We start from the raw sequence: 12,771 nt of genomic DNA, 5'->3' as shown, positions 1-12,771 counted from the left end.
CTCAGGCCACTGCGTCGCCGAGTGCCGTGACGATGCGCTCCTGATCCTCTGGGGAGAGGTACGGGTGCATCGGCAGGCTGACCACGCGACGCGAGGCCGCATTACCGATCGGCAGGTCGACCCCCGGATCGGCCACCGCCGGCTGCCTGTTGAGCGGTATTGGATAGTGCACGGCGGTAGGAATGCCGGCCTCGGCCAGTCGCGCGATCACCACCTCACGGTCATCCACTTCCACGGTGTACTGGGCGTAGGCGCTGGTGTTGTGAGGCTCGACATGGGGCGTCGCAAAACCGTGCGCACGTAGCAAGCGGCCGTAGCGTTCGGCGACCTGCTCGCGCAGCCTCAGTTCCTCGTCGAGGATGTCGAGCTTGGGCAGCAATATCGCCGCCTGCAGGGTATCGAGGCGGCTGTTGACGCCGATCCGGACATGATAGTAGCGCCGCCCCTGGCCGTGACGGGCGATCTGGCGCAGCACCTTGGCCAGTTCGTCATCGTCGGTGAACAACGCACCACCGTCGCCATAGCATCCCAGCGGCTTGCTGGGGAAGAACGATGTCGTGGCGATCTGCGACAGGCTGCACGAACGCCGGCCGCGATAGGTAGCGCCGAAGCTCTGGGCGGCATCCTCGATCACCGGGATACCGTGACGTGCGGCGATCTCGTTGATGGCGTCCATGTCGGCGCACTGGCCATACAGCGATACCGGAATGATTGCGCGGGTGCGCGGCGTGATCGCAGCCTCCAGCTTCTCCGGATCGAGCAGATAGGTGCGCGGATCGACGTCGACGTATACCGGTCGCGCACCCAGCAGCGCCACCGTCTCGGCGGTGGCGATATAGGTGAACCCCGGCGTGATCACCTCATCGCCGGGCGCGATGCCTAGCGCCATCTGGGCGATCTGCAGTGCGTCGGTGCCGTTGGCGCAGGTGATGCAGTGGCGTACGCCGACGTACTCGGCCAGGCGCGCCTCGAGCTCCTCCACTTCGGGGCCGAGGATGTACTTGCCATGCTCCAGCACGCTGCGGATGCCGGCATTGATACGCTCGCGAATGCGCACCTGCTGGGCCTTGAGGTCGATGAACTCCATGCGATGACTGTCCTTGTCGGCGGTCGGCGCTTCCTGCGCCGGGATGCAGCGGAGGCTTTTACCCTCGAGCCGATAGCGATCGCCGGTGTGCGGGCAGATCACTTCGCCCTCGCCCTCCAGCGGCAGCTCGAGACGTTCTCCATGGCGGCTCATCCAGCCCTGCTGGCGGGCGGGCACACCTAGCATGAGAGCGAAATCGGGCACATCGCGGTTGACCACCGCACCGGCACCGATGAACGCATGGCGCCCCACGGTCACGCCGCAGACGATGGTGCAATTGGCGCCGAGCGTCGCTCCCTCGCGCACCAGGGTGTCGCGGTACTCGTCCTTGCGCTCGACCAGCGAACGCGGGTTGTAGACGTTGGTGAAGACCATGCTGGGGCCGCAGAAGACCCCCGTCTCGAGCGTCACGTTGTCGTACACCGAGACGTTGTTCTGCACCTTGCAGTGATCGCCGATGACGGCCCGGTTGCCGACGAAGACGTTCTGCCCCAGCGAAACGCCACGGCCAATGCGAGCACCGCCGCAGACATGGACGAAGTGCCAGACACGGGAAGCTTCGCCGATCTCGGCACCGGCATCGACGATGGCGCTGGGGTGAATCTGTACACCGGGATACCGGTGGTCGTGCGGTTGGCTATCCATGGCGAACCTCACATCAGGTGCCGCTTGAGGCAGGGGTGTGCCTCATTGCGGGCGGGGATTTCCAACGACGCGTTGCGAATCGTATCGACGGTCTCGATACAGTGACGCGCACTGTCGAGCCCAAAGCCGCGCCCGGCCAGAATCTCCTGGTAGGAGACCGTATGCAGATCGGTGAACCCCCCGGAGAACTCGATCTCGCGGCCTTCGCACAGAATCGAGCGGTAAGTGGTCTGCTGGCCCTGCACGCTGCTCGGCAGGTCGTTGCTGTCGATCGACAGGAACCAGCGCACTCGCGCCTTCTGGTACTCGAGATAGCCCGCAGCGCGATGGTCGTCGAGGTAGTGAACGACGTTGCGCTCCAGATCGCCGAACACGAAGTGCAGCATGTCGAAGAAGTGCACGCCGATGTTGGTCGCCACGCCGTAGGATTTGCGCGGGTCCCCCTTCCAGCTCTCGTGATACCACTTGCCGCGCGAGGTGATGTAGGTGAGTTCGACGTCGTACTTGTCGTCCCGCGGTGTGCCGGCCACGCGCTCCTTGAGCTCGACGATGGCCGGGTGATGACGCAGCTGCAGAATGTTGAACACGCGGCGTCCGGTCTCCTGCTCGACCTTGCCGAGTTCATCGAGCAGCGCCGGCGTCGGCACCAGCGGCTTCTCGCAGATAACGTTGCAGCCCAGCCGTAGGCCGGCGGCGATATGGGCATGGTGAAGGTGATTGGGCGAGCACACCGAGACGTAGTCGAGCGCCGTATAAGGATCGCGCTTGCGCTGCCACGCGCTCTCCAGAAAGCGCTCGAACTCGGTGAAGAACTCGCTTTCCGGCGAGATCGAATCGATGATGCCCACCGAGTCGTTGATGTCGTAGGCCATCGCCAGGTGGTTGCCGGTCTCCTTGATGGCCTTCATGTGGCGAGGCGCGATATAACCGGCAGCGCCGATCAGGGCGAAGTATTTCATGACGGGTACCTGTGCATGGGACATGAGGTCAGGCCTTGATCACGCGATCTTCGTTGACTCCACGGTAGATGCCGCGGGTATCGATGATCAGACGGGCATGGGCGCGAATCATGTCGTAATCGAAGCGATCATGATCGGTAGCGAGCACGACGGCGTCGTATTCGGCCAGGGTGGATGGCGAGAGGGGCACGCTCTCCAGTTCGAAGTGATGCTCGCGCATGGGCGGAAAGACCGGCACGTGAGGGTCGCTGTAGGCCACCTCGGCCTCGCGGTCACGAATGCGCTCCATGATGTGGACCGAGGGCGACTCGCGCATGTCGTCGACGTTCTTCTTGTAGGCGATGCCCAGCACCAGCACGCGGCTGCCCTTGAGCGCCCGGCCATGCTGATTGAGTCCTTCGATCAGCTTGCCCACCACGTAATCCGGCATGGCCTGGTTGATCTCGCCGGAAAGCTCGATGAAACGGGTGTGCAGGCCGTACTCACGGGCTTTCCAGGTCAGGTAGAACGGATCGATGGGGATGCAGTGGCCACCCAGTCCCGGTCCCGGGTAATAGGGAGTAAAGCCGAACGGCTTGGTGGCCGCGGCGTCGACCACCTCGAAGATGTCGATGCCCATGCGGTCGGCGACGATCTTCATTTCGTTGACCAGCCCGATGTTCACCGCCCGGTGAATGTTCTCGAGCAGCTTGGTCATCTCGGCGGCCCGGGTGGAACTGAGCGGCACCACCTGGTCGATGGCCGGGCGGTAGAGGGCCACGCCGGCCTCACGGCATGCCGTCGTATGGCCGCCGACGACCTTGGGAATGGTGCGTGTCTCGAAGTCGGGGTTGCCCGGATCCTCGCGCTCCGGCGAGTAGACCAGGAACAGCGACTCGCCGACCGCGAGGCCGCTCTCCTCGATGCGTGGCAGCAACTCCTCCTCGGTGGTGCCCGGATAGGTGGTGCTCTCCAGCGAGATCACCTGGCCCTCGCGCAGGTGTCCCTTGAGCGCATCGACGGTACCGATGACGAAGCTGATGTCGGGTTCACGGTACTTGTTGAGCGGCGTCGGCACGCACAGGATCAGCGCATCGGCTTCCGCCACGCGGGCGAAATCGGTGGTCGCCTCGAACCCGGCATCCCTGGCCTGAGCGACTCGCTCCGAGGAGATGTGCTCGATGTAACTGCGTCCGGCGTTGAGCTTTTCCACCTTGCCCGCATCGATGTCGATGCCCAGCACGCGGTAGCCGATATCGCTGTAGCGCAGCATCAGGGGCAACCCCACATAGCCAAGCCCGACGATCCCGATCACGGCTTCCTTGCGCTCGAGCCGGCCAATCAGACGATCTTTGATAGTGGTCATGACGCTTCCATGGTTTTCGAGTGGTAGTGATCGGCGCGCGGCCAGCCGGCCTCACGCCAGGGAACGGCCTGCGGTGGCAGGCCCGGACAGCGTTGGTTGGCGCCTGCAACGCTCAGGTCTGGGTGGTCTTGTAGGCATAGTGGTAGTAGCCGTAGCCATAGCTGGTGGCGGCCTTGCGTTCGATGGCATTGAGGATGCCGCCCTTGACCGAGACGCCGCTGGTCTCGAGCCGGCGAATGGCGACGTCTACCTCGCGTGGCGGGTTGAGTCCGAAGCGCGCCACCATCAGCGTGGTACCGCAGTGATGGCCGATCACCGCAGCGTCGGTCACGGCCAGGATCGGCGGGGTATCCACGATCACCAGGTCGAAGCGTTCGCTCACCGCATCGAGCAGCCGCGTGAAGCGCTCGCTCATCAGCAGCTCGGCAGGATTGGGCGGCGCCTTGCCGCGGGCCACGTAGCAGAGCCCGTTGATCGGTGACTGACGGATCACTTCATCGAGCCCGGCCTTGTCGGAGAGCACCTCCGACAGCCCACCCTTGCTGTCGGCATTGAAGGCGGTATGAACGTGCCCCTTGCGCATGTCGGCATCCACGATCAGCACGCGCTGACCGCTCTGGGCAATGACCGCCCCCAAGTTGATGGAAATGAAGCTCTTGCCGATGTTCGGGCTCGGCCCGGTGATCATCAGGCGGTTGTCGTTGGCTTCGAGCATGGCGAAGTGCAGCGAAGTACGCAGGCCTCGCAGCGCCTCGATAGCGGTATCGTCCGGCGCGTTCTGAGCCAGCACGCCATTGGTCACGGCTCGACCGCGTCGACGATTGTGACGTTTGACCCGCCGCACCAGCTTCTGCTGGTCATCGGAAAGCGGCACGGTGGCATACACCGGCAACCCCAGGTCCTCGATCTGCTCCGCACTTTCCACACCACGATGCAGAATGCTGCGCAGGATGACGAAAGCCACCGCCAGAAAGGCCCCGACTAGCGTGAGCATGGCCACCGTGACCGGCTTGCGTGGTTCCACAGGACCAGGCTGGGCAACGGCATCGTCGAGAATGCGCACGTTACCCACGGTACTGGCCTTGGTGATGTTCATCTCCTGGATCTTGTTGAGCAATTGCACGTATACCTGCTGGGTCACCTCGACATCACGCGTCATGCGCAGGATTTGCTGCTGGGTCTCGGGCAGTCCATGGATGCGCTCGTTGAGTCGCTCGCGGTCGCGCTCCAGGTTGTTGCGCTTCTCCATCAGGGCGGCGTAGAGCGGGTGCGAGGCGTTATAGCGCTGACTCAGCTCGGCCTGCTCCATCTCCAGCTCTCCGAGCTGAGTGTCGAGCTCGACGACACGATCCAGCACCGAGCGCGTCTCGAGGTTGAGGTCGAGGCTGTCGTGTTCCATGCGAAAGGCGTTGAGAGCATCTTCGGCGGCGGCCAGGTCGTTGCGCACCTGGGGCACCTGTTCCTCGAGGAACTCCAGGCTCTGCTGCGCCTCGGCACTCTGGCGCTCGACATTCTGGGTCAGGTAGATCTGCGAAATGGCGCTCAAGGTGCGCTCGGCGCGGCGGGGATTTTCATCGAGCAGCGTCATGTTGAACACGCCACTGTCACGACCACGCTGGCCAACGCTGAAGCGCGAGCGAAGGCTGTTGATCGCGGCCAGACGGGTACGGCGCACCACGGTGAACTCCGCGCCCTCACCGGCCTGCAGTTCGGCCACGCGCAGCTCGATCCGCCCCTCGTCGAAGCTTTCGGTGGTTCCCACCTGGCCTTCGCCGAGCAGGGTCTCACCATGATAGAGCCGATAGCTGCCGGCCTCGCCGGTCACCAAGCGCAGCGCGCGCCCCAGCCATTCTTGATCGACACGCAGCTCGCCCACGTTGAGGTGCTCTCCTGCCCAGACGCTGCGCTGGGCAAACCCGGGGCGCTCCATCCCGCGCCTGACCAGATAATCCCCCACGACCGCCATGCGAGTCGGAATCACCTCGATATCGAGGCGTTCCTGGTCGACGGCCTGACCGAGCACCATGCGCGAGCGCAGAATCTCAAGTTCGGCTTCGGCCTTGGTTTCCTCCTCGAGGATCGAGCGCACTTCGGTCAGCGGATTGCTCAGCCCCGTTTTGCCTTCGACCTGCACGAGAGCATCGGCCCGGTAGATCGGCGTCGCCAGTTGAACATGGATCACGGCTGCCACGGCAAAGACGGCCGTCACCAGCATGATCAGCCACTTGTTGTCGAGCAGGACGCCGAACAGCCTGCCCAGGTCGATATCGTCATAAGCGGGGCGTGAGCCCGTCTTGATCTCTTTCACCATTGCTAGAGTCCTGGCGTGAAAGGTGGTCGTTCGCTTCAGCTTCGCGAGCTGCCGAGACGCGCCTGCCATAGCCGCGCCGCCTCGGAAAGCTGGCGATGCACGCGCACAAAGACCTCTTCGTTCCTGCGATAGGGATCGGGGATGTCCACCCCATCACCCGCCTCTCCCGGCAACCAGCGACCGAAGCGCATGGTCTTGCCGGTAGCGAAGGGAAACTGCTCGGCGATCGCCAACCGCTGGCCTTCGCTCATGACCAGCACCAGGTCGGCCTCGCGAACCATACCGGCATCGATCTGGCGCGCCCGGTGGCGGGAGAGGTCGAGACCATCGGCCTCGGCCAGGCGAGCCGCCGCAGGATCGGCAGCATGGCCGACCAGTGCCCCCAGGCCCGCCGATGCGATGCGATGACCGGGCAAGGCCCTATTCAATAACGCCTCGGCGACCGGGCTACGACAGATGTTGCCGATACACACCACGAGCACTTCCTGAAACATTCTCTTCCCTCTATTCACGGACTCGATCCATCTCACGCCCGGTGCGGGTGGTCTGGTAGAGGCTACTGACGGTGGGCAGCAACTGACGTACTACACGGTTCCACCGCCCCAGCGGGGTAGTCGTCACGTACACCACATCGGTAGGTTGCAAAGTGAACTCGGCGCCCAGCATCAATGCGGCGGCATTACTGGCGTCGAGCTGGTAGACCGTGGCGAGTTTGTCGCTGTCCGAAGCTGCCCGGCGAATGACGAAGATCCCCGAGGCATCGGCGTTGCCCTCGTTGATTCCCCCGGCCTCGGAAAGCGCATCGGTCAAGGTGAGTCGGCTCGCCCCCATAGGCAGGCTCGTGGGTTCGCGCACCTCACCCATGACGTAGACCTTCTGATTACTGTTGTCGGGCACGTGCAGCACATCGCCATCCTGCAACAACATGTCCCGATCGAGACGACCGTTGTTGAGCATTTCATGCAGCGAGAAGCGCATTTCCTCGCCATCCCGCGTCAGCAGCACCTCGTGCCAGTTGGCATGCTCCGCCAGCCCTCCGGACAAGTTGATGGCATCGAGCACGCTCATCGGCACGTTGCGGATCGGCAGCGGGCCGGGCTCCTGCACGGCACCGGTGACGTTCACCTTCTGCGAGTTGTACTGGGCGACCTGCACCTCGACTTGCGGCATGGCCACATAGGGCTCTAGCCCTCGAGCGATGATTTCACGAACCTCTCGCACCGTGCGCCCTTCCACTGGAATACGACCGATGAAGGGATAGAAGATGGTTCCATCGCTATGCACGGTGTTGCCCGACTCCGCGGCACTACGCTCACCGCCCGCAGGTATGGTCAGCTCCGGATGGCCATAGACGATGATGGTGAGTACATCGCCCTTGCCGATGAAATACTCGTAGCCAGTGACGCCTTCACGCAGGGCGTCGCCGACCCTCTCCATGTCATCGGCCTCGAAGCCTTCCTGACCCTGGCTGCGCACGAGCCCGAAAGTAATGGGCTCGATGTCGACCAGGTCGTCGATCGGCGCAGCGTCTGCCTCATAATCGATATGCCCGCCCGGGGCCAAGGCGCACCCTCCTAAAGCGATCAGACCAAACAAGAGAAACAATCGCCCCATCCGGAGCCGCAAGAAGTAACGATTCATCGAAATATCACTCGCGTGTCATTATTAACTCGGACCCTGTCGTCTTAAGCAGTCGCTCGTGTCTCTATTATTATTCATTAATGTCGCCAGCGAGTGACACGGAGAGAAACGAACTTACAACATCCACTTCACTTAGATTTCCCACCCTGACACTGCAACTAGGTACTTTCGTTGTCATTTGGCGACACTGACAAAATCAAACTGTCCCCTCATGTCGACACCCATACCCAAACTCATCCCTAAGAATAATTAATTGTCGATGCTGTTTAATAAGGACACCCCACCTGCCGCCAGCCTATCGCCAGGCACGCTACCGCCACGAGGTTAAACGACGATCCCCGAGGCCACGCGCATCACCTTGATCTCAAGGCGAAAAAATCCAGCGGCATGAACCGCGATACGACGTGAACTCAAGGAATTCGATAAGACAGGGCCTTTACATCCATGCAAGGCACCAAGTGAACACGGCCAGAATAATCCTTTTTTTTGCTCGTCACTACCCCCTACCGCATTCTATACATTTTTTTACCCTTATATACAGAAGCACACTTTGGAACAAGATAAGTTTCTTTCCTGACATGAAGAAATAGGTTATCAATTGCCCCACTCAAGCCAACCCCCATGATAATTTAAACATCACGGGGGTAAACTTGCGCAGCCCATCTTTGATTGCCTGCCGACGGCAGGTGGGTCAGATAGCCATCCGTAGAAAGACAGGTGGATGCACTATCCGGCCACTCGTCCCGCCGGTAGTAACCGGCGCAATAAAGGAGCCATATCGATATGCTTGAAACCATGAAGTTGCGAAAACGCGTCGCCACCCTGGCGGGCGTGACGCTGCTGGGCCTCGCGCCGCTCGCGCTGGCACAGCAGGCCACGCCTCCCCAGGGCACGCCAGGCGCCCCGGGCAATTCGGCCGCTACGCCCGCACCAGGCGCAGTGGCCAGCGGCGGACTCACCGCGGGTGTAGGCGCAGGTGCCGAGGCCCCGGGGAGTTCCGGGCAAGCCCTGGCCGGCGCAGTGAGCCGGGGAGCCGCCGGAATCGGCGTAGCGATTGGCGCCTCCGGCACCGGCACTGGTACTGGAACGGGTACCGCTACCGGGACGCGCTGATGAGACGCGACAAACGGTGCAAACGTGTACCGACACAGGGCCGCCGCAAGGCGGTCCTGCTTCGCTTGCTGCTGTTGGGTAGCCTGGTCACGGGCCTGACGGCCTGTGCCAAAGGAGGTCAGCTGACGCCGATGGGCGCCACGCTAATGGGGGGACGCCAGGGCGAGGACCCGGCAGCACAGGCAAAAGCACTGCCTTACGCGACACTGGTAGCACACCTTCAGGGCAATGAGGCCCTGCTGGTCATGGCGCACCGTACGGGAGAGCGCGGTCGCGATACCTATTGGCAGGCGGGCGACCGTGCCACGTTGCACCTGCGCGATGGCATGCCTGCAAGCACGGCTGGCTTCGAAGCGACTCTGCTGGGACGGTGGCACTCGGCGGAGCCAGGGCCTACAGGACAGTATCGGGTACATGCTCACTGGCGCGATGCAGACGGCCAGGAGTGGCAAGACGAGGCGGTGGCAAGCCTTACCTGCGACGCGGCTCAGCCACTCGAGCTTCCACTGACCCGACTATCGTTGGAGCGCTGCACCGAGCGACTCGACTGGGTGGGCAGTGATACGCACAGCCGCGGGACGTTCTGGCGCGAGCCGGGCAGCGAGCGGATTTGGGGGGGTGACATGGCGCTCTGGCCGCATGGCCCACGCCTGCGCTGGCAGGTGGCGAGGCCTTGGTGGAGCGATGCCGAGGACACCGAGCGCGATGCCGGGCAGTCGAGCCGGCCCGATATCGTGCCATCGTCGTAATAGAAGAGAGCGAGAATGACCCGACGCCCCCCCACCCGTGCCGGCGGCTGGCGCATAGCCTGCCTGAGCACCCTACTGGCCCTGCCCCATCACGGCCACGCCGAGACCTTGCGGCTCTCCGACCTGTGGCTCGCGCAGCAGGCCCTGCCCGAACCAGCCGCCTACAGCTACTTCTTGCTGGAGCGGCAACAACAAACCGAGCAGCGCCGGGCCAGGCGCCTACACGAGGAGCTGAGGACCCTGATCGACTGGTATGCTCTGGACGGGCGAACCGATCTGGCCCGCGGCTTGGAAACCTGGCAGGCCGCCATTGCCGAACTGCAGTCGGAACCGGCACGCACACCCGCCAGGGCCGATCTCGCCGCCCTGCTCGCCGCACCGCGTCATGATCCGATGCTGGCTTCGCTGGCCGCCGTTGGGCACTGTGACGTTCCCGACTGGGTAGAGCTGTGGCATTTCGGTGGCGTAACGCGTCATCAATGGGCCCCGGAGCTGAGTCTGCGAGATGTGCTCAACAAGCAAGCGGACTCCCAGTGGGCACGCGCCGACGAGGCATGGCTCATTACCCCACAAGGGGCTCCTCGCCGCATTGGGGTCGCCGCGTGGAATGCCAGCGATGCGCCATTGGTTCCCGGCACTCGCATTGCACTCGCCCTCGCCGAACCGGTTCAGGAAGCCGCCTGGGTCAATCGTGCCCTGCCAGGCTTCCTGGCCACCCGCCTGCCCGGCGATACCTGCCATACCATCGCCGTGCCGGAAGCCGCGGGTCAGGTCGATTCAGGAGGGCCAGCCACGTGAAGCGATCAAACCCAAGATCGCCCTGCCTCGCACCATTGACCTTCGCCATTGCCGTGGCCATGACCACGCCAGCACTCGCCAACCCCGGACAGCCTCGCCTTGGCACCGGGCAGAGTGACTTCGGCGGCGTAGGAATAATGCAGACGCCTACGGCTCGGATGGCACCGCTTGGAGGGTTCGCCTTTTCGCTGTCACGCACCGCACCATACCGACGCTACGGGCTTTTCTTCCAGCCCACGGAGTGGCTCGAAACCGGCTTTCGCTACGTCGAGGTGGAAAACCGTCGCTATCTGGCTGCCAGCGATGACCGCAACAACCTCGACAAGGGTATTGACCTCAAGGTGAGATTGCGCGAAGAGGATCGCTACTGGCCGCAAATTGCGGTTGGCGCGCGCGATATCGGCGGTACCGGACTTTTCTCGGGTGAGTACCTGGTCGCCAGCAAGCGTTGGCACAGCTTCGATTTCTCCTTAGGTATCGGCTGGGGCTACCTGGGCAATCACGAAGACTTCACCAATCCTATGGCCCAGTTGGACGAGCGCTTTGAGCGACGCACCGGATTTAGCTCGGGAGGAGATGGGGGCGACTTCAACCTAGGCAGTCTGTTCAGCGGCCGCAGTGCCTTGTTCGGCGGGATCGAGTACCAGACACCATGGGATCCGCTGGTGCTTCAGCTCGAACTGGATGGCAACGACTACCAGCATGAGCCGCAGCGTAACGACCAGACACAGACGTCGCGCGTCAATCTCGGTGCTCGGCTGCGCCTCACCGACGGCATCGAGCTCAAGGCCGGCTGGCAGCGCGGCGACACCGCCATGATCGGTATCACCCTGGCCACCAATCTGGCCAGCATCTCCCAAGCCAAGCGAGATCCAGCCCCCGTCGAACTGACACCACCCCCGACCGAGCACACCCGCGACTGGAACGGACTCAGCCGTGAACTGGACGCCAATGCCGGCATCGGGGTCTATCGCATCCACCAGAACGGAACCAGCGTGACCGTCGAGGGCGAACCCACGCGCTATCGCTCGCTCGCCGAGAGCGAACTGCGTGCCGCGCGCCTGCTACACAACCATCTCGACAGCGACGTGGAAACTTTCCGGTTCCGCTGGCATGAACGTGGGATGGCGCTGCGCGAGAGCGTTCACGACCGTGACACCCTGGTCGCTGCAGCGTCATCCAGCGAGAATAGCGTCGCCTATCGTCATGGGCTCTACTCGCATGCCATGCTTCACCCGACACAAGGCGAGGTGCTGCATGAAGCCGCCCCACGCGGCCTCAACTACAGCCTGGAGCCCCAGCTCGAGCAGAACTTTGGCGGCCCCGACGGCTACCTCTACCGGATATCCGCCAACCTAGCCGGCGAGTACCGCCTGGGAGCCCAGCACTGGATCTCGGGCTCTCTCACCTACACGCTGGCCGATAACCTTGGCAAGTATCGCTATATCGGCTCCTCTGACCTGCCTCGCGTGCGTACCCATATCGGCGACTATCTGGCGGAAACCGACATCGGCATCAGCAATCTCCAGTACACGCGTACCGCCCGACTGGGTAACGACTGGTACGCCCTGGGCTACGGCGGGCTGCTCGAGACGATGTTCGCCGGCGCCGGCGCCGAACTGCTCTACCGCCCGTTCAACAGCGACATGGCTCTCGGCCTCGACCTCAATTGGGTCAAGCAGCGTGAATTCGATCAGCGCTTCGAGATGCGCGACTATAGCACCTGGACGGGCCACTTGACCGGCTACTGGCAAACCGACTACGAGGACATGCTGGCCAAGGTCAGTGTCGGTCGCTACCTGGCCGGCGATCTCGGCGTCACTTTCGACGTCTCCCGCGAGTTCGACTCCGGGGTGCGCCTCGGCGGCTGGGCCACGTTCACCGATGCCGGCAGCGATTTCGGCGAAGGCAGCTTCGACAAGGGCATCTACCTATCGCTGCCGCTCGACGCTTTTTTCGTTCACTCCACGCGACAGCGGGCCAATCTCTCCTGGAGCCCGCTCACCCGCGACGGTGGCGCCCGTCTTGCACGGCGCGAGTCACTCTACGAGCTGACAGAGGAGCGCAGCATGGGCCGCTACTGGCAGGATCAGGCCGAGCTGATGCGTTGACCGCAGGACTGC

General features: G+C 63.1%; 10 protein-coding genes and 1 pseudogene. 4 read left to right on the top strand and 7 right to left on the bottom strand.

What is annotated here, in order from left to right; translation table 11 throughout:
* Nucleotide 1: 1 nt before the first annotated feature.
* From HNO53_RS09800 to HNO53_RS09770, 7 genes and pseudogenes are all read right to left on the bottom strand, one after another.
* On the bottom strand, nucleotides 2-1,132 hold the full coding sequence (locus HNO53_RS09800; RefSeq protein ID WP_338034809.1) for a DegT/DnrJ/EryC1/StrS family aminotransferase: 1,131 nt from the start codon (nucleotides 1,130-1,132) through the stop codon (nucleotides 2-4).
* Nucleotides 1,133-1,138: 6 nt separating this feature from the next.
* Nucleotides 1,139-1,732: pseudogene (locus HNO53_RS09795) on the bottom strand (acyltransferase); the annotation flags it as partial.
* Nucleotides 1,733-1,740: 8 nt separating this feature from the next.
* Nucleotides 1,741-2,691, bottom strand: coding sequence for a Gfo/Idh/MocA family oxidoreductase (locus HNO53_RS09790; RefSeq protein WP_209478199.1), 951 nt, complete (start codon nucleotides 2,689-2,691; stop codon nucleotides 1,741-1,743).
* A 28-nt stretch (nucleotides 2,692-2,719) separates the two neighbouring features.
* Nucleotides 2,720-4,036 carry a nucleotide sugar dehydrogenase gene (locus HNO53_RS09785; RefSeq protein WP_209478197.1) on the bottom strand — a complete coding sequence of 439 codons (1,317 nt, stop codon included), beginning with the start codon at nucleotides 4,034-4,036 and terminating at the stop codon, nucleotides 2,720-2,722.
* A 112-nt stretch (nucleotides 4,037-4,148) separates the two neighbouring features.
* On the bottom strand, nucleotides 4,149-6,347 hold the full coding sequence (locus tag HNO53_RS09780) for a polysaccharide biosynthesis tyrosine autokinase (protein ID WP_209478195.1): 2,199 nt from the start codon (nucleotides 6,345-6,347) through the stop codon (nucleotides 4,149-4,151).
* Nucleotides 6,348-6,382: 35 nt separating this feature from the next.
* Nucleotides 6,383-6,841, bottom strand: a complete 459-nt coding sequence (locus HNO53_RS09775) for a low molecular weight protein-tyrosine-phosphatase (protein WP_209478193.1) — start codon at nucleotides 6,839-6,841, stop codon at nucleotides 6,383-6,385.
* Nucleotides 6,842-6,851: 10 nt separating this feature from the next.
* Nucleotides 6,852-7,961 (bottom strand): polysaccharide export protein, encoded by a 1,110-nt coding sequence (locus tag HNO53_RS09770; protein WP_209478598.1) that lies wholly within the window; start codon nucleotides 7,959-7,961, stop codon nucleotides 6,852-6,854.
* Between the two features lie 822 nt (nucleotides 7,962-8,783).
* On the opposite strand from HNO53_RS09770, the gene HNO53_RS09765 reads away from it, so the two are divergent.
* Genes HNO53_RS09765 through HNO53_RS09750 form a run of 4 tightly spaced genes read left to right on the top strand, consistent with a single transcriptional unit; the run spans nucleotide 8,784 to nucleotide 12,759 of the window.
* Entirely contained in the window at nucleotides 8,784-9,101 is a 318-nt protein-coding gene (locus HNO53_RS09765; protein WP_209478191.1) for a hypothetical protein, read from the top strand.
* A complete protein-coding gene (locus tag HNO53_RS09760) occupies nucleotides 9,101-9,850 on the top strand; it encodes a YjbF family lipoprotein (RefSeq protein ID WP_209478189.1) in 750 nt (249 codons plus the stop codon). Before HNO53_RS09765 ends, HNO53_RS09760 begins: the two co-directional genes overlap by 1 nt.
* Nucleotides 9,851-9,865: 15 nt before the next feature.
* Complete coding sequence (locus HNO53_RS09755; RefSeq protein ID WP_209478187.1) at nucleotides 9,866-10,648, top strand: capsule biosynthesis GfcC family protein; 783 nt, start codon at nucleotides 9,866-9,868, stop codon at nucleotides 10,646-10,648.
* A complete protein-coding gene (locus tag HNO53_RS09750) occupies nucleotides 10,645-12,759 on the top strand; it encodes a YjbH domain-containing protein (RefSeq protein WP_242597601.1) in 2,115 nt (704 codons plus the stop codon). The genes HNO53_RS09755 and HNO53_RS09750 overlap by 4 nt, the downstream gene beginning before the upstream one ends.
* Nucleotides 12,760-12,771 lie beyond the last annotated feature (12 nt).

This window comes from Billgrantia antri, from assembly GCF_017868935.1.
In the GTDB taxonomy this organism is placed as follows: Bacteria; Pseudomonadota; Gammaproteobacteria; order Pseudomonadales; family Halomonadaceae; genus Halomonas; species Halomonas antri.
Note: the sequence above shows the minus strand (reverse complement) of the source record. Positions and strands in the feature narration are given on the sequence as shown.

What these genes read in the sequence shown, in the direction of transcription:
- HNO53_RS09780 (WP_209478195.1), bottom strand. Translation starts at nt 6,347, where the DNA reads ATGGTGAAAGAGATCAAGACGGGCTCACGCCCCGCTTATGACGATATC.
- HNO53_RS09775 (WP_209478193.1), bottom strand. Translation starts at nt 6,841, where the DNA reads ATGTTTCAGGAAGTGCTCGTGGTGTGTATCGGCAACATCTGTCGTAGC.
- HNO53_RS09790 (WP_209478199.1), bottom strand. Translation starts at nt 2,691, where the DNA reads ATGAAATACTTCGCCCTGATCGGCGCTGCCGGTTATATCGCGCCTCGC.
- HNO53_RS09755 (WP_209478187.1), top strand. Translation starts at nt 9,866, where the DNA reads ATGACCCGACGCCCCCCCACCCGTGCCGGCGGCTGGCGCATAGCCTGC.
- HNO53_RS09760 (WP_209478189.1), top strand. Translation starts at nt 9,101, where the DNA reads ATGAGACGCGACAAACGGTGCAAACGTGTACCGACACAGGGCCGCCGC.
- HNO53_RS09770 (WP_209478598.1), bottom strand. Translation starts at nt 7,961, where the DNA reads ATGGGGCGATTGTTTCTCTTGTTTGGTCTGATCGCTTTAGGAGGGTGC.
- HNO53_RS09765 (WP_209478191.1), top strand. Translation starts at nt 8,784, where the DNA reads ATGAAGTTGCGAAAACGCGTCGCCACCCTGGCGGGCGTGACGCTGCTG.
- HNO53_RS09785 (WP_209478197.1), bottom strand. Translation starts at nt 4,036, where the DNA reads ATGACCACTATCAAAGATCGTCTGATTGGCCGGCTCGAGCGCAAGGAA.